Annotated in this window: 16 protein-coding genes; all 16 read left to right on the top strand. The window is 46.4% G+C overall.

The window, feature by feature from the left end; translation table 11 throughout:
• Window positions 1-11: 11 nt before the first annotated feature.
• Window positions 12-1,352 (top strand): acetyl-CoA carboxylase biotin carboxylase subunit, encoded by a 1,341-nt coding sequence (accC, locus tag AC08OG_RS15110; RefSeq protein WP_292358356.1) that lies wholly within the window; start codon window positions 12-14, stop codon window positions 1,350-1,352.
• A gap of 11 nt (window positions 1,353-1,363) precedes the next feature.
• Window positions 1,364-2,233 carry a 50S ribosomal protein L11 methyltransferase gene (gene prmA / locus AC08OG_RS15115; RefSeq protein ID WP_482929848.1) on the top strand — a complete coding sequence of 290 codons (870 nt, stop codon included), beginning with the start codon at window positions 1,364-1,366 and terminating at the stop codon, window positions 2,231-2,233.
• Complete coding sequence (dusB, locus tag AC08OG_RS15120) at window positions 2,226-3,227, top strand: tRNA dihydrouridine synthase DusB (RefSeq protein ID WP_318989517.1); 1,002 nt, start codon at window positions 2,226-2,228, stop codon at window positions 3,225-3,227. Before prmA ends, dusB begins: the two co-directional genes overlap by 8 nt.
• A complete protein-coding gene (locus AC08OG_RS15125) occupies window positions 3,224-3,523 on the top strand; it encodes a helix-turn-helix domain-containing protein (protein ID WP_482929849.1) in 300 nt (99 codons plus the stop codon). The genes dusB and AC08OG_RS15125 overlap by 4 nt, the downstream gene beginning before the upstream one ends.
• Before the next feature lie 19 nt (window positions 3,524-3,542).
• Entirely contained in the window at window positions 3,543-5,108 is a 1,566-nt protein-coding gene (gene purH / locus AC08OG_RS15130) for a bifunctional phosphoribosylaminoimidazolecarboxamide formyltransferase/IMP cyclohydrolase (RefSeq protein WP_318989516.1), read from the top strand.
• A gap of 13 nt (window positions 5,109-5,121) precedes the next feature.
• On the top strand, window positions 5,122-7,755 hold the full coding sequence (locus AC08OG_RS15135; RefSeq protein ID WP_482929850.1) for a class I adenylate cyclase: 2,634 nt from the start codon (window positions 5,122-5,124) through the stop codon (window positions 7,753-7,755).
• A 54-nt stretch (window positions 7,756-7,809) separates the two neighbouring features.
• Window positions 7,810-8,838: an N-acetyl-gamma-glutamyl-phosphate reductase gene (gene argC / locus AC08OG_RS15140; RefSeq protein WP_292358366.1), complete on the top strand. Its 1,029-nt coding sequence runs from the start codon at window positions 7,810-7,812 to the stop codon at window positions 8,836-8,838.
• Window positions 8,838-9,542, top strand: coding sequence for a DUF6776 family protein (locus tag AC08OG_RS15145; protein WP_292358368.1), 705 nt, complete (start codon window positions 8,838-8,840; stop codon window positions 9,540-9,542). The genes argC and AC08OG_RS15145 overlap by 1 nt, the downstream gene beginning before the upstream one ends.
• Window positions 9,508-9,987 (top strand): bactofilin family protein, encoded by a 480-nt coding sequence (locus AC08OG_RS15150; RefSeq protein WP_482929851.1) that lies wholly within the window; start codon window positions 9,508-9,510, stop codon window positions 9,985-9,987. The genes AC08OG_RS15145 and AC08OG_RS15150 overlap by 35 nt, the downstream gene beginning before the upstream one ends.
• Before the next feature lie 151 nt (window positions 9,988-10,138).
• Complete coding sequence (gene erpA, locus AC08OG_RS15155; protein WP_292358372.1) at window positions 10,139-10,483, top strand: iron-sulfur cluster insertion protein ErpA; 345 nt, start codon at window positions 10,139-10,141, stop codon at window positions 10,481-10,483.
• A 115-nt stretch (window positions 10,484-10,598) separates the two neighbouring features.
• On the top strand, window positions 10,599-11,858 hold the full coding sequence (locus AC08OG_RS15160; protein WP_292358374.1) for a DUF2254 domain-containing protein: 1,260 nt from the start codon (window positions 10,599-10,601) through the stop codon (window positions 11,856-11,858).
• A 157-nt stretch (window positions 11,859-12,015) separates the two neighbouring features.
• On the top strand, window positions 12,016-12,642 hold the full coding sequence (locus AC08OG_RS15165) for a TetR/AcrR family transcriptional regulator (protein WP_292358376.1): 627 nt from the start codon (window positions 12,016-12,018) through the stop codon (window positions 12,640-12,642).
• A 3-nt stretch (window positions 12,643-12,645) separates the two neighbouring features.
• Window positions 12,646-13,818, top strand: coding sequence for an efflux RND transporter periplasmic adaptor subunit (locus tag AC08OG_RS15170; protein ID WP_292358378.1), 1,173 nt, complete (start codon window positions 12,646-12,648; stop codon window positions 13,816-13,818).
• 2 nt (window positions 13,819-13,820) lie between these two features.
• Complete coding sequence (locus tag AC08OG_RS15175; protein WP_292358380.1) at window positions 13,821-16,967, top strand: efflux RND transporter permease subunit; 3,147 nt, start codon at window positions 13,821-13,823, stop codon at window positions 16,965-16,967.
• On the top strand, window positions 16,964-17,920 hold the full coding sequence (locus tag AC08OG_RS15180) for a TolC family protein (protein ID WP_482929852.1): 957 nt from the start codon (window positions 16,964-16,966) through the stop codon (window positions 17,918-17,920). The genes AC08OG_RS15175 and AC08OG_RS15180 overlap by 4 nt, the downstream gene beginning before the upstream one ends.
• Window positions 17,917-18,405 (top strand): TolC family protein, encoded by a 489-nt coding sequence (locus AC08OG_RS15185; RefSeq protein ID WP_482929853.1) that lies wholly within the window; start codon window positions 17,917-17,919, stop codon window positions 18,403-18,405. The genes AC08OG_RS15180 and AC08OG_RS15185 overlap by 4 nt, the downstream gene beginning before the upstream one ends.
• Window positions 18,406-18,439 lie beyond the last annotated feature (34 nt).

Raw genomic sequence — 18,439 nt, forward strand, 5'->3', positions numbered from 1 at the left:
GATAAAACAACATGATTGATAAAATTGTCATCGCTAATCGTGGCGAGATTGCTTTGCGTATTCTCAGAGCATGCTGGGAATTAGGCATTAAAACAGTTGCTGTTCACTCAGATGTGGATCGTGATTTGAAACATGTATTACTGGCTGATGAAAGTGTCTGCATTGGTCCAGCGGCATCAAACCTCAGCTACCTGAATGTCCCCGCGTTGATCAGTGCCGCCGAGATTACCGATGCAACGGCTATCCATCCCGGATATGGCTTCCTGTCTGAAAATGCAGACTTTGCTGAGCGTGTTGAACAAAGCGGCTTTATCTTTATCGGTCCGCGTTCTGAGACCATTCGGATGATGGGTGACAAGGTTGAAGCCATCAAAGCGATGAAAGCAGCTGGCGTACCTTGTGTTCCCGGTTCAGACGGCCCGCTGGGTAACGATGACCAGACCAATCTGCGTCTGGCACGTGAAATTGGTTATCCGATTATCATCAAAGCCGCTGGCGGCGGTGGTGGACGTGGTATGCGTGAAGTGCATAGTGAAGCGCATCTTCTCAATGCTATTTCCCTGACCAAGAGTGAAGCAAAATCTGCTTTCAGTAATGATATGGTTTACATGGAGAAATTCCTGGAAAACCCACGTCATATCGAGTTTCAGGTGCTGGCCGATGAGCATGGCAATGCAGTGCATTTAGGTGAACGGGACTGCTCAATGCAGCGTCGTCATCAGAAAGTAGTCGAAGAAGCACCGGCTCCGGGTATTACCCCTGAAATGCGTGCTCGCATGGGTAAAGTCTGTGCCGATGCCTGTGTCCGCATTGGCTATCGCGGTGCGGGTACCTTTGAATTTCTTTATCAGGACGGTGAGTTCTATTTCATCGAGATGAACACCCGCATCCAGGTAGAGCATCCAGTCACTGAACGGGTCACCGGTATTGATTTGGTTGCCGAACAGATTCGTATTGCTTCTGGCATGCCATTATCGTTCAGCCAGGAAGACATCATCATCCGTGGTCATGCCATTGAATGCCGAATTAACGCTGAAGATCCACGTACTTTTATGCCAAGTCCTGGTCTGGTCACCCATTATCATGCTCCGGGCGGTGCCGGTATTCGTATGGATTCACATCTGTACAGTGGCTATAAGGTTCCACCTAATTATGACTCGTTGATTGGCAAACTCATTGCCTATGGTAATACCCGTGAATCAGCCATTGCGCGGATGCGTACTGCATTGAAAGAAATTGGTATTGAAGGCATTAAAACTAACGTTGAACTGCAACGTGACATTATGGATGACACGCATTTCCAGACCGGTGGTACCAATATCCACTACCTTGAAAAGAAACTCGGACTTTAAGTCCGTTCGTTATGGCCTGGATCCAACTTATTTTTACCAGCTCACCGCAGCAGGCAGAGTCATTATCCGATGCTCTGTCTGAATGCGGTGCAGCCGCTGTTACCTTTCAGGATAACGCTGATCAGCCTATCTACGAACCAACTATTGGTGAAACGCCTTTATGGTCTGCGACGTCGGTCATTGCCCTATTTGATGCCGAGACAGACACAGAAGCACTGCTGACTGCCCTTCGCTCCCAGATTGGCGAGTTGCCTGACCATCGTATTGAAGCCGTTGAAGATAAAGACTGGGAACGCGAATGGATGGAAAATTTCAAACCCATCTGTTTCGGTGAGAAATTATGGATCGTGCCCAGCTGGCATGAACCGCCACAGCCCAACGCCGTCAATATTCTACTGGATCCGGGGCTGGCCTTCGGTACGGGAACACATCCAACAACAGCTTTATGTCTGCAATGGCTGGATAAAGCCGATTTAACCGGTAAAACCGTAATTGATTATGGTTGTGGCAGTGGCATCCTAGCTATAGCCGCCGCCTTGTTAGGCGCCAATAAAGTGATTGGTGTTGACACTGATCCACAGGCATTGGAAGCAACTCAGGCCAACGCACAACGTAATGGTGTGATCATCGAGACCTACCTGCCACAGCATTGCCCAACGGTTGAATGTGATTTACTGCTAGCCAATATTCTGGCGGGTCCTTTAATGGAACTGATGCCACGCTTTGTAGAATTAACCCGACCTGACACACAACTGGTGCTATCGGGGATTTTGGATGTGCAGGCCGATACCGTTAGCCAGCATTACCAGGCAGAGTTTGAGATGGATAACGCGGTTGTGCTGGAAGAATGGGTGCGTTTAAGCGGAGTTCGTCATGGCTGATAAAGCGCTATCTATCGGTCCTTATACCTTGCCAAATAATCTGTTTCTGGCACCGATGGCCGGGGTCACCGATCGTCCTTTTCGCCAATTGTGTCGAAAACTCGGCGCAGGAATGGCGGTTTCAGAAATGATCACTGCCAATAAAGCGTTATGGGCCAGTAAAAAATCACTGTTACGGGCCAATCATGAAGGTGAACCAGAACCGCGCAGTGTACAGATTGCCGGCGCTGATCCACAGATGATGGCTGAAGCTGCACGTCATAATGTGGCGGAAGGCGCACATATTATTGACATCAATATGGGTTGCCCGGCGAAAAAAGTCTGTAATGTGATGGCCGGTTCAGCATTGCTGCAACATGAAAAGCTGGTCGGCGAGATTCTGGAAGCTGTCGTGAATGCCGTTGAAGTTCCGGTGACATTAAAAATCCGTACCGGTTGGGATCGTGATAATCGTAATGGCGTTAGGATTGCCCGAATTGCCGAAGATGCTGGAATTCAGGCTCTGGCAGTACATGGCCGAACCCGTGCCGATGCCTATAAAGGTGATGCCGAATACGACACCATTGCTGAAATCAAATCCCGTATCGCTATTCCTGTCATTGCCAATGGTGACATCGAAACGCCAGAAAAAGCCTTGTTGGTTTTACAGCAAACCGGTGCTGATGGTTTGATGATTGGTCGGGCTGCCCAAGGCAACCCTTGGATATTCCAGCAAATAAATCATTTTCTGCAAACCGGTGAGAATTTGGCCGAACCCTCTGTAACAGAAGTGCAACAAATCTTGATTTGTCACCTCAACACGCTGTACGATTTCTATGGTGAATATTCCGGTGTGCGCATGGCACGCAAGCATATTGCTTGGTACAGCAAAGGGTTACGCAATGGCAATGCCTTTCGCCAACAAATGAATACACTGGAGAAAGCTGAACAACAGCTGGCTTTTACAGATGCATTTTTTGCGCAACTCGCTGACAAGGATTCACTGGCCGCATGAATAAAGCATTGAACGACGAATTTGCTGACTGTATTGATCTGGGCGTAACCGCGGAACAACAACACGCGCCCTTAAATCAATGTGTCACCAATGCACTGAAAACCTACTTTGAACAACTGGACGGCCACTCCCCTGCTAATTTATATGAAATGCTGATGACCGAGGTTGAAGTACCTCTGTTACAAGCCGCCTTGGCCCATACCCAAGGCAATCAAAGTCGCGCTGCTGAAATTCTGGGCATTAACCGCGGCACGCTACGAAAAAACTCAAGCAATACGGCTTGTAAACAAGCCTGAATCCCAATCTGGAATCCTGATGAACTCGATTAAACGCGCACTGTTGAGTGTTTCTGACAAAACCGGCATTGTTGAATTTGCCAAACAACTGCAAGATCTGAACGTTGAACTACTCTCCACCGGCGGTACGGCTAAATTACTTAGCGAAGCCGGCCTGAACGTCAAAGAAGTCTCCGAGCACACCGGTTTTCCGGAAATGATGGATGGCCGCATTAAAACCCTGCATCCGAAAATTCATGGTGGCCTGCTGGGTCGTCGGGGCAAGGATGACGACATCATGCAGCAACATGACATCGCTCCAATTGATTTGGTAGTCGTAAATTTATATCCGTTTGAAGCCACCGTGGCGCGTGAAGACTGCCCGCTGGAAGACGCTATAGAAAATATTGATATTGGCGGCCCGACCATGTTGCGTGCAGCAGCAAAAAATCATGCTGATGTGACGGTTGTTGTCGATCCGGCTGATTACTCGCGAGTCATTGAACAGATTCAATCGCAGGGTGGAACGGATGATCACACCCGTTTTGATCTGGCACTGAAAACCTTTGAACATACAGCACACTACGATGGTGCGATTGCCAATTATCTTGGCACCATTCAGGCTGATAAAAGCAAAGCCGCATTCCCACGCACCTTTAACAGTCAGTTCCACCTCAAACAAGCGATGCGTTATGGGGAAAATCCACATCAAAAAGCTGCTTTTTATGTGGAGAAGCAAGCTGAAACCGGTTCAATCGGTGCTGCTAACCAGTTACAGGGCAAGGAATTGTCCTATAACAACATCGCCGATACTGATGCCGCGCTGGAATGTGTCAAAGTCTTTAACGATAAACCGGCCTGTGTCATTGTTAAACATGCCAATCCCTGTGGTGTCGCCACAGCAGATGATTTGCTGACAGCCTATGATCTGGCCTATCAAACCGATCCGACTTCGGCTTTTGGCGGCATTATCGCCTTTAACCGTGAACTGGATGGAAAAACCGCACAAGCCATTATTGACCGTCAGTTTGTTGAAGTGATTATCGCACCGAAAATCAGTGATGCCGCCAAAGCCGTTGTCGCTGGCAAAGCCAATGTGCGTTTGCTGTGCAGTGGTGATTTCCCGACGACTCCTGCCACTGATTTTGATTTCAAACGTGTGACAGGTGGGTTACTGGTGCAGGACCGTGATATCCAGATTGTCAGCGAAGCCGAATTAAACGTTGTCACTAAACTGCAGCCTACCCAAGAACAACTGGCTGATCTGCTATTTGCCTGGCGTGTAGCCAAATTTGTGAAATCTAATGCGATTGTCTATGCCAAAAATCAGCAGACGGTTGGAATTGGCGCCGGCCAGATGAGCCGTGTGGTCAGCAGTCGCATTGCTGGAATTAAAGCCAATGATGCAGGCTTGACTGTTCCGGGCGCAGTAATGGCATCCGATGCCTTCTTCCCGTTCCGTGATGGTCTTGATGCGGCTGCCGAAGCAGGTATCAGTGCGGTAATCCAACCGGGTGGTTCGATGCGCGATGACGAAGTCATTGCTGCAGCGGATGAGCATGGTATTGCAATGGTCTTTACCGGCATGCGGCATTTCCGCCACTAAGTTTGAGTGACTTGTGGATCGCGCCCAGGCTCTACGTGTATTTCAGGCACATAACCGCGCCCGAATCAGCCGTTTAATAGAGCTGGCACCACACAAACAGGCGATGTTCTATCGCCTGTTGCCATTATTATTTCATATCAACCATAAACTGCTGCCGGGGTATGTCAGTGATGACTGCCCGGCTGGCATTATGGATTATCAACCTGATAGCGAAGCGCTCAACAGTGCTATCAATCTGAATCGAAATTTCAGTCATCGCCGCAAAGCATTAAGACGTTATGCATTACGCGGTATCTATTTGCTTAATCCCGCAGGACAAATCCGCTATCCTGACCCTGCCAGCTTTGATCTATGGCTGGTGCATCATGCCACCTTAAAACCTGATCAACTGGCTATTTTGCAAAACAAAGTTGAAGGTATTGTTCAGTGGGCGGCAACGCTGGGCATTGAGTTGCGATTTCGATTACTGGATGAAACACAGTGCCAAAACGAGACTATTTCAAGTGCCGAAAGAGAAGCATTTTATTTACAGGGTCTGTGTATTGCCGGCAGCGCCCCGCTTTGGTGGTTAATTACCAGTGAAGAACATCAGACATATTTGCAAATTGCTGAAAGGTTATTGTCGCAAAGAGGCTTAACCCAAATCAGTTTGCTGAATTTTGGTTTTGATCGCTACCCCCATCCTGAGCACCTGTTTAATCAGGCCTGCCAGATGTTTAGCAAAGCTATAGATGGCGATGTAACAGCATTACTGGATTTAATCTTTATACAGTCTCAATTGAAATTATTTCCTGAGATTGTGCATTTGTCTGACCGCTATAAAGAAAAGGTCGAACATGGCGAAACCGATAGTCTGCAAGTAGAACCTGCCAGTCTCAAACTGACCGAAATAGAAAGAAATGCAGCGAATGATGAGAAACAACTAGCAAGGCAGGCTTTTTATGTTTTGTGTGGAGAACGCTTATCCCAACAGGTAAAACATCCCCAGTTTGCCTGGCGCCGCCATAGCCTGCAAAGCATTTATAAAGACTGGAACTGGTCGGCCGAAACGTTAAAAAAAGAAGATAGCCGTTCGAACTGGGATTATCCCCAACGTCATCAATGGTGGTCGAGTCTTAGCCAAAAACTAAATGGATTTGCCTCAGATCTGCAGCAGTTTGCCAGACAGCATCCGGGCAGCGATGCGAGTCAGCTCAATGTGCTGGAACAAGCACTCGCGCTATCGCTGGATACTACTGAGTCAATTATTGAACAGTTACCAGTTGCGCTACAAATGACAGATGGGCCGGAGCAACTTTACCTTTACCGGTTCACTGATCAAATGGAATGGAAACTCAGCTCAATACCGCTTAATGACGCGAAACAGATTGGCCTGAAACAGCATAAATCGCTGACATATCTTCTGGTGTGGGCCATTCGCAATCACATTCTGACCACACGTAGCTGGTTAAGAGTGGCAGATCAAAAGCAGCAGATAAACATTAATCTGGTACTTGAACTGACCCAAAACTTGTTGAAATCATCATTACCGTTGCATCAGAGCGTCGTGAGTAAGGAAGTATTCCTGCAACCGGCTAAAGCGGAGCGTTTAATGCTGTTTGCCAATCTGCAAACGACCGGTAATGATATCCAGCAAAGTGGTCCGATACAGATGGCCAGTCTGAACAATGATCCCTTAAGTTATACCTCAAACAGACAGAATCTTGTCAGCAGTCTGGATCTGTTGATCTATACCAGTTGGGGACAATGGCATCACTACCGTTTTGATGGCGATAATGTGGTCACTAAAGCACTCAGTCAGGTACTTAAATGGCAGCCAACCGCACAACTGAGCAGCCATATTTCATGCTGGTGCGCCACCGGCTTTTTTGGTCAGGCGATTAATACCCGTTTGCAGCAATTATTTGACGCCGTATTGACCCATTATCAATATCATTCAAGGCAAGGACGTTACCTGATGTTGCTGGGAGACCATCTATCTCAGCTGCAATGGCAAGATGATCAACTGCAAATAAAACAGTTTGCAGCAGAAAAAGACCTCAAGCATGCTCTTGCAGAGGAACAAAAACATTACCTGCCGACCCGCGTGGATAGCTACCTTGATAGTGACAATCTGCTCAATTCGATGCTGCTATATCAACAACCGCAGACAGTAAGTTTGTTTGCCTATCGCCTGACAGAAACCACAGAGATCTATGTCATTGATGAACTCGGACGTCTGCAGCAATTTAGCTATCCATCATTAACGGAAGCGCAGATCCTTGCCCAGTTGAAACTGTTTATTCGTAATAGCGTGGGTGATGCGGTAGTGCAATGCGATTGTTATCAACTTTTAAGACAGCAACAGCGTTGGCAAATAAACCCGATCCAACCCTCAAGACCAGAGTCAGCAACGTTCTCGGTTATTTGGCAGATTACCGGTGCTCAACTGGCATTAAGCCTGAAGTCACAAACCGTTAAAACCGATCTCGGTGATCCGCAGCTCATTCCGCTTCTGGCTGAATTATTTCAACACTATACGGGTCATAAACCTGCGATTTATTTCATTGATAAATTACAGTTTGTGCCTAAGGCACCTTATTCGAGTCTGTTTTTCCTGAACCGCAAATACGAATTAGAGCAGCAGTTTAATCAGGTAAAGCTTTAGATTTCGCCGCAGCTCTTTTATGATGTGGAACCTGACTCATTACAAAGAATACGTATGATTAAAGTAGGAATTGTTGGTGGCACGGGATATACCGGTGTTGAACTGCTTCGTTTATTAGCCATTCATCCCGAGGTCTCTTTGGAGATCATCACTTCACGCAGCGAAGCGGGTATGCCGGTGAGTGATTTGTATCCTAACCTTCGCGGCCATGTTGATTTGTGCTTTACCGTTCCTGATGACGATGCATTAGCAGCCTGTGATGTGGTTTTCTTTGCCACCCCTCATACCGTTGCTATGGCCAGTGTGCCATCGTTAATCGATCGTGGCGTTAGAGTGATTGATTTATCAGCTGACTTTCGACTGAAGGATATCCCGTTGTGGGAGAAATGGTATAACACTCCCCATACCTGCCCACATTTAGCAGAACTGGCCGTCTATGGATTGCCAGAGCTCAATCGTGAAGCCATTCGCGAAGCACAGTTAGTGGCTGTTGCCGGGTGTTATCCGACTGCTGTGCAGTTAGGCTATATGCCTTTACTGGAAGCAGGCCTGATTGATCCACAACATTTGATTGCTGATGCGAAATCAGGTGTCAGCGGTGCCGGACGCAAAGCCAGTTTTGGCACTATGCTGACTGAAGCCAGCGAGAATATGAAGGCCTATGCCGTTGCCGGTCATCGTCATTTACCTGAAATACGTCAGGGTCTGAATCAGATTCATGGCACTGAAGTGGGTCTGACGTTTGTACCTCATCTCACACCGATGATTCGTGGTATCCATGCCACTTTGTATAGCCAGCTACTCAAATCAACTGATCTACAAAGCTTATTTGAGCAACGTTTTGCTGATGAACCCTTTGTTGATGTAATGCCCGCAGGTTCTCATCCTGAAACCAGGAGTGTACGCGGTGCCAATGTTTGCAGAATAGCCGTACATCAACCTGAAAATGCTGATACTGTTGTGGTGTTATCAGTTATTGATAATCTGGTTAAAGGCGCATCAGGACAGGCGATACAAAATATGAATATCATGTTCGGTCTTGATGAGCGTCTTGGCATTAACCACATAGCAACTCTACCCTGATGAGCTCACCTCTCGATAGTTACGTTATAAAACCAAAGCGCCCGCTGCGCTTTGTTGTCTGGTTAATAATAGCTATCGTTATCAGTGGACTTCTCCAGTGGTACTGGTTTAATCGTGACAGCGGCAATACAGCCCAGCTGATCGAGCAAAATCAGCAAATGAAGGAACAGATTGCTGCAATGAAAACCGAGCTGATACAACAGTCGGAGCTGCTGCAAAACCAGGAACAAGTTCAGGCCATGCATCAGGCAACAGCCCAGCAATTACAGAATCGATTGCAACAACTGCAAAAGAAAGTAATTGAGTTAAATAAAGAATTGCTTTTTTATCAAAATATTACCCAGGGTAACAGTACCAGTGAACTGCAAATCCGCGATTTGCAGTTACGGCCAGAAACCGAGAACTCAGATCAGGTTCGCTATCGGCTGGTCATTACCCAGGGTAAAAATATCAGCGAACCGATTACCGGTGAGGTGATTATCCGATTGCAAAATACTGAAGGTGAAGGCGACGAAGCCAAAGCGATCGATCTCAACATCACCGAGCATCCACTTAATCTGCGTCATGTTCAGGTTATTGAGGGTGTCTTCAACCTTGGTGAATTGTCAGATCCTGAACAAATCAGCGTCAGTTTGCGCCAGAAAGACAAAATACTAATTTCACGCAGCTTTGATTGGCAAACAGAAACACCCGTCGGGCAATGAGGTAATTCATGTTCAGCAGCAAAAAAATAAACGGCGTAAGGCCGCCCGTATTGACACATTAATTGGTGAGAACACCCATTTTAAAGGCGATATTCACTTTAGCGGTGGCTTACGAATAGATGGTGTAATCACTGGTAATATTACTGCTGATGAAGGTGAGCCCGCATTATTAACGCTGAGTGAAAAAGGCCGCATAGAAGGCGAAGTCCGGGTGCCATTTCAAATTATCAATGGTGATGTCAAAGGCAATTTATATGCAGTTGAACAAATTGAACTGGCTAATAAAGCACGTATCAATGGCAATGTTTTTTATAAGTTGCTGGAAGTGGCAGTTGGCAGTGAAGTCAACGGACAATTGATTCATGTCGGCGAAGCGGAAGAAACCGACTTGAGCCTTGAACATTCCCAAACTGATCCCAATTTAAATCTTGAACAACAGACCTAGGGGCTGTTGATATTCTAGAGCCGCTTCTGTTTTGACTGAAAAACGGCCTCAATAATTGGTAGCGCTTAAAGATAAAGAGACCCTAATACTTGACTATTTTAGTCAGAATTGGATAATAAATGAACAATCTTAGATATCAACGGAGTAAATCATGACGAGCGAAATGCCAAGTCCAGTTCTATTCACCGATTCGGCTGCGTCAAAAGTCAGCGAACTCATTGCCGAAGAAGGTAATGATCAATTAAAACTGCGCGTATTTATCACTGGCGGTGGTTGCTCCGGGTTTCAATATGGTTTTACATTTGAAGAAGAAGTCAGTGAAGGTGATACCGAAGTCGAAAAATCCGGTGTGACTTTGCTTATTGATCCGGCCAGCTATCAATACCTTGTAGGCGCGGAAATTGATTACACTGATGGTGTTGAAGGTTCGCAATTTGTGATTCGTAATCCAAATGCGACCACTACATGTGGTTGCGGATCATCATTTTCTCCATAATCTGCCTTCCAAAGAGCACCATTAAACCGCTATATTGGTAGATGATATAGCGGTTTTTTATTGCCCTTAATTTGACTGGCATAATTTATTCGCACGAGATAAGGGAAGCACTACGATGATATCCAAGTGGCGATGGTTGCTGTCTCAACTGACCCGAACCTTATGGATTCGTGCTGCTTTGTTTGCTGTGCTTGCTGTCGTGACAGCGCTGATCGCCATTCCTGCCCAGAGTATTATCAATAGCCCTCTGCCACTTAATATTGGTGCCGATGCAGTTGGTCAGATCCTGAATATTCTCGCTTCCAGCATGTTGGCGGTAACCACCTTTTCCCTAAGCGTTATGGTGGCAGCTTATTCTGCAGCCAGTAATGGTGCGACTCCCCGAGCCACTAAACTGGTTCAACAAGACACCACGACACAAAATGTACTGGCAACATTCATTGGTTCCTTCCTTTTCAGTTTGGTTGGAATTATCGCCTTAAGTACGGACATATATAATGATAATGGCAGGCTGATTCTGTTTTCCGTTACGATTGGTGTCATTATCCTAATAGTGGTGACCATATTGCGCTGGATAGAGCATTTGTCGCAATTAGGCCGTCTTGGGGAAACCTCTGGTAGAGTAGAAAAATCGGCATTGGAGACTATTCGGCAAAGAGTTGAACATCCGACGTTAGGTGGACGCAGACTTGAAAACAAAGATAAAATTCCAGAGGATACCACCACGATATTTTGCGATATTATCGGTTATGTAAGACATATTGATGTTGGGGCTCTTCAGCAATGTGCCAAATATCATGATGCCGAAATTGGTGTGATGGTTCTTCCAGGTGAATTTGTGCATCCAGCTAAACCCAAAGCCTGGTTTAAAGGTAAGTACTCTGAAGAGGCCAAGTCGGCAATAGTTGCATCAATAACCTTGGGCGATGAACGATCTTTTTCTCAGGATCCCAGATTTGGTCTAATGGTATTAGCCGAAATAGCTTCTCGGGCGCTCTCACCAGCAGTCAATGATCACGGTACTGCAATTGATATTCTGAACCGATCCATTCGTATTCTGATTCATTGGAAAGACTATAAAATTGATGAAATTGAAGACAAACTGCTTTATCCAAATGTCTGGATTCCTGAACTGAACCTTGGGGATTTGTTTGATGATATATTTTTGCCCATCGGTCGAGATGGCGCCGGAATGATCGAAGTTCAACTTCGTTTACAGATAGTGCTTGCAGCATTAGCTGATAATTCACCCGCCGTTTTTGGATCAGAAGTTTCTCGTCATCTCAAACTTATCCAACAGCGTGCTGAACATGCATTAGTCCTGGATGGAGAAAAGCAACTTTTACAGCCGATATACAATCGATTGACAAAATAAGTTCAGGTGCTTGTTTATCTTTCATATCCACCAATGCTGGCGGCTATGAAGCATAACAGCAAGTGAACATTCAAAATAATTTTTTCCGTTTTTTTAACTTTACCTTAACCTAGTGCATGTATATTATGAATGAACGTTCATTCATAATAAGTCAACTATGTCTCCAGCCAAAAGCACTGCCGATAAACGTGAAGCTATTTTCTGTGCCACCTTAAAGTTGCTCTCCAACTACGGTTTTCATGGTTTTTCGATTAAACAACTTGCCGAAGAGGCTGGTGTTGCCACTGGCACCATTTATCTTTATTTCAAAGATCGGGATGAACTGATCCGTGAGCTCAATACCCACATAATTGATGACTTTATCAAAGCAACACTGGAGGGCCATGATCAGCAGCAACCACTCAAACAACAATATCGAAGAATGTGCTGCAATCTCTGGCGCTTTTGCATCGAAAATCCCTGCATCACGCACAGCAAGGCACAATTTGATCATCTGCCGCCGGATATTTTACGTAGCCAGCGTAGTCATGCCTGGGATGGGCTGCAACCGCTTAAGGATTTGTTTGAAAAGGGACGGGCAACACAACAAATTAAAAACTTATCCGACGATATTCTGATCAGTCTGAGTTTTGAACCCTATCTGTTTCTCGCCCGCCAACATTTAATCGACGTTATCAAAGTTGATAACGATGCCCTGACTAATATTATTGATGCCAGCTGGGATGCGATCGCCTGCTCACCTTCACAGAATGATGATACTGACGGACAAGACAATCAGGAGTAGTAAATGCCACGCCATTTTTTATCTGTTAAAAAATTGATGCTGATAAGTTTATTGACGCTCAATATGGCAGCATGCCAATCCTCCGACTCTCAAGATACTCAGCAAAATACACAGCAAGCTGCTCCGAAAGTGGATGTGGTGAGCCTGATTCCACAAACGGTCACGATCAAAACGGAATTACCGGCAAGAACGGTAGCTTTCCGTCAGGCTGAAGTCAGACCCCAGGTAAATGGCATTATTCAAAACCGACTGTTTGAAGAAGGCGCTGACGTTAAAGCCGGTCAACAGTTGTATCAAATCGATGAAGCCCCTTTTCAAGCCGCTTTACAAATGGCTAAAGCAGAACTGGCCCGAGCCCGTGCCAATATTCAATCAACTAAAGCCCGTGCAGAACGATTTAGAGGACTGATTGATAACAAAGCCATCAGTCAGCAAGATTATGATGATGCCCAGGCAGCGTATTTACAGGCACAGGCAGAAGTTTCCGTGGCGCAGGCGAATATTCAAACTGCTGAAATAAATTTACGGTATACCAAGGTAAATGCTCCTATAGATGGTCGCATCGGTCGGTCGACTATGACCGAAGGTGCCCTGGTCACGGCCCAACAGGAATCACCTTTAACCACCATCACGCAGACCGACCCGATTTATGTCGATATATCGCAGGCATCAAAAGAGGTGCTTCGTTTACGCCGGCAATTACTCTCCGGGAGAGTTTCAGAAGAAGATACCGCGCAAGTTAAATTAACGCTGGAAGATGGCTCAACCTATCAACATCAAGGTGAACTGCAATTCTCTGAAGTTAATGTTAATGAAGATACTGGCAGTCTGGTGATGAGGGCTAAATTCCCCAATCCGGATGGCCTGCTGTTACCAGGCATGTATGTGAAAACTGAAATCAATGAAGGAACCATGCCTGACGCCATTTTGGTTCCCCACAAAGCCGTGATGTTTTCTCGCGAGGGAACCGCAAGCGTAATGTTGGTAAACGATGACAATATTGTTGAACAACGGCCAATAGCAGTCAGACACTCCATTGGTCATAAATGGCTGGTCTCTGACGGGCTCTCCGGTGGAGAAAAAGTAGTTGTGGAAGGTTTGCAAAAAATTGCTGTCGATTCAGCCGTGGAGATTGAGATTGATACTGAAAACTCCCTCCAGCAAGCTCAGGAGTAATCATGGCCCGCTTTTTTATTGATCATCCGATATTTGCATGGGTTATTGCGATATTAATCATGCTGGCTGGCTTGCTGTCGATTTTTCAGCTGCCGATAGCACAATATCCCGGCATAGCCCCAACAGCGATTGAAATCCGTACCGCCTACCCTGGCGCCTCAGCCAAAGTAGTCGAAGATTCAGTAATTCAGGTAATCGAGCAAAACCTGACGGGACTGGATGATCTGCAATATATCAACTCCACCAGTGATTCCAGTGGTGTTGGCCAGATTACGGTCACTTTCCAGGCAGATACTGATCCGGATATTGCTCAGGTTCAAGTGCAAAATAAACTGCAGGCGGCCATGCCTTTATTGCCTCAGGATGTTCAGCAGCAAGGGATTCGGATCACTAAATCCAGTACCGGTTTTTTAATGGTATTGGGCTTTGTTTCCAATAATGGAAAAATGGATCGCTATGATATTGCCGACTATGTGGCGGCCAATATTCAGGACCCTGTCAGCCGGGTAAATGGAGTTGGGCAAATTAATTTGTTCGGTTCGCAATATGCGATGCGGATCTGGCTAAATGCCAACAATCTGGCCAACTATAAATTAACCACAGAAGATGTCGTTAACGCGATTCGCGAGCAGAACGTCCAGATTGCAGCGGGTGAGATTGGTGGAACACCAGCCGTTGAAGGACAGCAGATTGCCGCCAGCATCGTGGTTGAAACCCGGATGGAAACGGTTAGTGAATTTGAAAATATCCTGCTACGGGTCAACCAGGATGGATCGGAAATCCGCATTAAAGACGTAGCCAATGTGTCACTGGGTGGTGAAAACTTTCAATTTGAAACCGAATACAACAAACAATCGGCTGCTGGTCTGGGCATTACACTAGCGTCGGGTGCAAATGCGCTGGAAACCTCTCAAATGATCCGTGACCGAATATCGGAACTTGAACCGTTTTTCCCTGAAGGCCTGGAAGTCACATACCCTTATGACACCACCCCTTTTGTCAAAATATCCATTGAAGGGGTAGTCAAGACTCTGGTTGAAGCCATGATTCTGGTATTCCTGGTCATGTATCTGTTCTTACAGAATTTTCGGGCCACGCTGATCCCGGCGGTTGCCGTACCAGTGGTTATTTTGGGAACGTTTGGCATCCTTTTCGCGTTTGGCTTTTCCATTAATATGCTGACCATGTTTGCCATGGTGCTGGCCATCGGGCTGTTGGTCGATGATGCCATCGTGGTGGTGGAAAACGTCGAACGTGTTATTCATGAAGATGGATTATCACCCAAAGAAGCCACGCGTAAGTCCATGGATCAGATTACCGGAGCTTTGGTCGGTATTGTGTTAACGGTTTCTGCCGTGTTTATTCCAATGGCTTTTTTCCCGGGTTCAACCGGGGTCATTTATCGGCAATTTTCCATTACCGTTGTTGCGGCAATGGCTTTATCACTTTTGATCGCGTTAACGCTCACCCCAGCTCTATGTGCTTCATTATTAAAAGATGCTAAACACGACCCAGCCAAAAAACGTGGCTTTTTTGGCTGGTTTAATCGCAGCTTTGAAAAAACCAGCAAGGGAACTCAGAGTGCCGTTGGCTATCTGATCAAACGTTCTGCACGCGTCATGCTGATTTACCTATTGATTGTGGCAGGTCTGGCCTACTTATTTACCCAGTTGCCTTCGTCCTTTTTCCCAGATGAAGATCAGGGCATTTTATTTACTGAAATGCAGTTACCGGTCAACGCCTCGAAACAGCGTTCTATTGAAGTGATGAATCGCATTGAAGATTATTACCTTGAACAGGAAGGTGATAACGTCGAATCAGTGTTTTCTGTTATCGGCTATAGCTTTAGTGGTCGCGGGCAGAATAGTGGTCTGATTTTTGTTAATTTAAAAAGTTGGGATCAGCGCACAGCGCCAGAACAAAGTGCTCAGGCAATTGCCAATCGTGCTTCGGGCTATTTCAGTCAGTTTAAGGATGCGGTGGCTTTTGCTATTGCCCCTCCTCCCATCCGTGAGCTGGGTAATGCCAGTGGCTTTAATATGATGTTGCAGGATTTAGGTGGCATGGGTCATGAAGAACTGGTCAAAGCCCGAGACACTCTGTTAATGCAAGCTAATCAGGATCCACGTTTAAATCAGGTGAGGCACAGCGGTTTGCAGGATCGCCCCCAATTCAAAATTGATATTAATCATCAAAAAGCCATGGCTTTTGGTGTCTCGCTGGATGATATCAATAGCACTTTTGGAACAGCGTGGGGGTCCACTTATGTAAATGATTTTATTGACAAAGGTCGTGTCAAAAGAGTCTATGTACAGGGTGATGCCCCGTTTCGCATGATGCCCGAAGATGTAGGAGACTGGTATGTGCGTAATATTAGTGGAGAGATGGTGCCTTTATCAGCCATCAGTGATTCGCGATGGATATACGGGTCACCACGCCTTGAACGCTACAATGGTGTTCCTGCGATGAACATTCAGGGACAAGCCGCCGCAGGATTAAGCTCAGGTGAAGCCATGCAAGCCATGGAAGAACTAGTTGATCAATTACCTGAGGGCTTTGGCTATGAATGGACAGCCCTGTCTTTACAGGAACGTGCATCCGGGGCCCAGGCACCACTTTTATATGCGTTATCGATTCTGGTGGTATTTCTGTTTTTAGCCGCTTTATATGAAAGCTGGTCGGTACCTTTCTCTGTCATGCTGGTGGTTCCGCTGGGTGTACTTGGAGCTGTGCTGTTTGCCTTAAGCAGAGGAATGTCCAATGACATCTACTTTCAGGTTGGCCTATTAACCACCATAGGTTTATCGGCTCGAAATGCCATTTTAATCGTCGAATTTGCTAAATCCCTTTATGAAGAGGGTAAGTCGCTATCGGAGGCGACACTGGAAGCCATCAGAATGCGTCTGCGCCCAATTGCCATGACAGCACTTACTTTCATGCTGGGGGTGACTCCGCTGATGTTAGCAAGCGGTGCAGGCAGTGGTGCACAAAATGCGATTGGTACCGGCGTATTTGGCGGCATGCTGGCAGCAACAAGCCTGGCAATATTTTTTATTCCTGTGTTCTTTGTAGTGATCTTTACATTGGCACAAAAAATTACTGGTAAAACACCTGCTAAACAGCAGGTTTCTCAAGGAGAATCGGCATGAATGCCAAATTGAAACTGATTTCTGTAATGACATTATCAGCAGTGCTCAGCGCCTGCTCGATGATTCCCGATTATCAACGTCCTGCGAATCCAGTGATGCTGGAAGACAGTGACGCTGTCGTTAATGCCTCGTTAGCTGCTGATACAGGCTGGCAGGAATTTTACCAAGACGAGCAGCTGCAACAACTGATTGCATTATCACTGGAAAATAACCGTAACCTTCGGGCCACGGTGTTGCAGGTAGAGCAATTGCGTGCACAGTACAAAATCCAACGTGCCGAACTTTTGCCAGCAGTCGATGGCACTGCAAGCGCCACTCGTCAACGCGTACCTGAAGGCGTTAGCTCCGGCACCCAGACTGTTGGTGGCGGTGGAATTTATGAGGAATACCAGATTGGTGTTGGAATCTCGGCCTGGGAAATCGACTTTTTTGGTCGGATTGACAGTTTGCAGCAAGCCGCTCTGGAACAGTTTCTTGCCAGTGAGGCCAGCCGTAGAAGTATTCAGCTGACATTAGTTTCTGAAGTGGCCGATGCCTGGTTCAGCTGGCAGGCCACCGTTGCCCAGCTGGAATTTTCCAGCTCCACACGCGAAGCCCGGGAAGAAAGTTATGAACTGATCAACAAACGCTTTGAGTCTGGTCTGGCATCAGAACTTGCGTTAAGACAAGCTGAAACAGCATTACATGAAGCGCGTATTGCCGAGTCGAGTTTTCAGCAGCAAGCCAATCAAAACTTTACCGCGCTGGAGTTGTTAGTTGGACAAAGACTGGATCGTCAGCATTGGCAGGCTGATTGGGAAGATGATGATCCGTTATTGCAGGACTTACCGGTGAATCTGTCTTCTGAAGTGTTGTTGGCCAGACCGGATGTGATGCAGGCCGAACATCAGATTAAAGCTGCCAATGCCAATATTGGTGCTGCAAGAGCAGCTTTTTTCCACGTATCAGTTTGACAACCGCCATTGGTATTGGTGGCTCAACCCCTTCTGATCTGAGTGATAGCGGTAATCGTTTGTGGCAGATTTCTCCACAGCTATCAGTTCCTTTACTTGATTGGGGTGTGAATGATGCAAACCTGGATGTCGCTGAGTTAGAAAAAGACATCAATATTGCCCGCTATCAGGAAACCATTCAGCGGGCATTCAAAGAGGTGCTTGATGAAATGCAGGCAAGAGAAACCCTGGATGCCCAGCTGGATGCTCAACAGGATTTAACCAAAGCAACCAATCGCAGCCTGGAATTAGCTCAAATCCGTTACGATGCCGGGGTGGACAGCTATCTGGAAGTTCTGGATGCGCAGCGCAGTCATATTGATGCCCAGTTAGCTCAAATTGATACCCGGCTGGCACGTTTACGTAACCAGTTAACACTTTATAAAGCATTGGGTGGAGGCCTAAAAGCATACTCCGGCGAGGTGATTGAACCGGCAACGCCATGAAAAGAGTTGGTTTAACAATTGATTTATCGTTATG

The organism is Methylophaga sp. F7 (assembly GCF_056863975.1).

What these genes read in the sequence shown, in the direction of transcription:
- AC08OG_RS15160 (WP_292358374.1), top strand. Translation starts at nt 10,599, where the DNA reads ATGATATCCAAGTGGCGATGGTTGCTGTCTCAACTGACCCGAACCTTA.
- prmA (WP_482929848.1), top strand. Translation starts at nt 1,364, where the DNA reads ATGGCCTGGATCCAACTTATTTTTACCAGCTCACCGCAGCAGGCAGAG.
- accC (WP_292358356.1), top strand. Translation starts at nt 12, where the DNA reads ATGATTGATAAAATTGTCATCGCTAATCGTGGCGAGATTGCTTTGCGT.
- AC08OG_RS15125 (WP_482929849.1), top strand. Translation starts at nt 3,224, where the DNA reads ATGAATAAAGCATTGAACGACGAATTTGCTGACTGTATTGATCTGGGC.
- AC08OG_RS15145 (WP_292358368.1), top strand. Translation starts at nt 8,838, where the DNA reads ATGAGCTCACCTCTCGATAGTTACGTTATAAAACCAAAGCGCCCGCTG.
- dusB (WP_318989517.1), top strand. Translation starts at nt 2,226, where the DNA reads ATGGCTGATAAAGCGCTATCTATCGGTCCTTATACCTTGCCAAATAAT.
- erpA (WP_292358372.1), top strand. Translation starts at nt 10,139, where the DNA reads ATGACGAGCGAAATGCCAAGTCCAGTTCTATTCACCGATTCGGCTGCG.
- purH (WP_318989516.1), top strand. Translation starts at nt 3,543, where the DNA reads ATGAACTCGATTAAACGCGCACTGTTGAGTGTTTCTGACAAAACCGGC.
- AC08OG_RS15180 (WP_482929852.1), top strand. Translation starts at nt 16,964, where the DNA reads ATGAATGCCAAATTGAAACTGATTTCTGTAATGACATTATCAGCAGTG.
- AC08OG_RS15170 (WP_292358378.1), top strand. Translation starts at nt 12,646, where the DNA reads ATGCCACGCCATTTTTTATCTGTTAAAAAATTGATGCTGATAAGTTTA.
- AC08OG_RS15165 (WP_292358376.1), top strand. Translation starts at nt 12,016, where the DNA reads ATGTCTCCAGCCAAAAGCACTGCCGATAAACGTGAAGCTATTTTCTGT.
- argC (WP_292358366.1), top strand. Translation starts at nt 7,810, where the DNA reads ATGATTAAAGTAGGAATTGTTGGTGGCACGGGATATACCGGTGTTGAA.
- AC08OG_RS15175 (WP_292358380.1), top strand. Translation starts at nt 13,821, where the DNA reads ATGGCCCGCTTTTTTATTGATCATCCGATATTTGCATGGGTTATTGCG.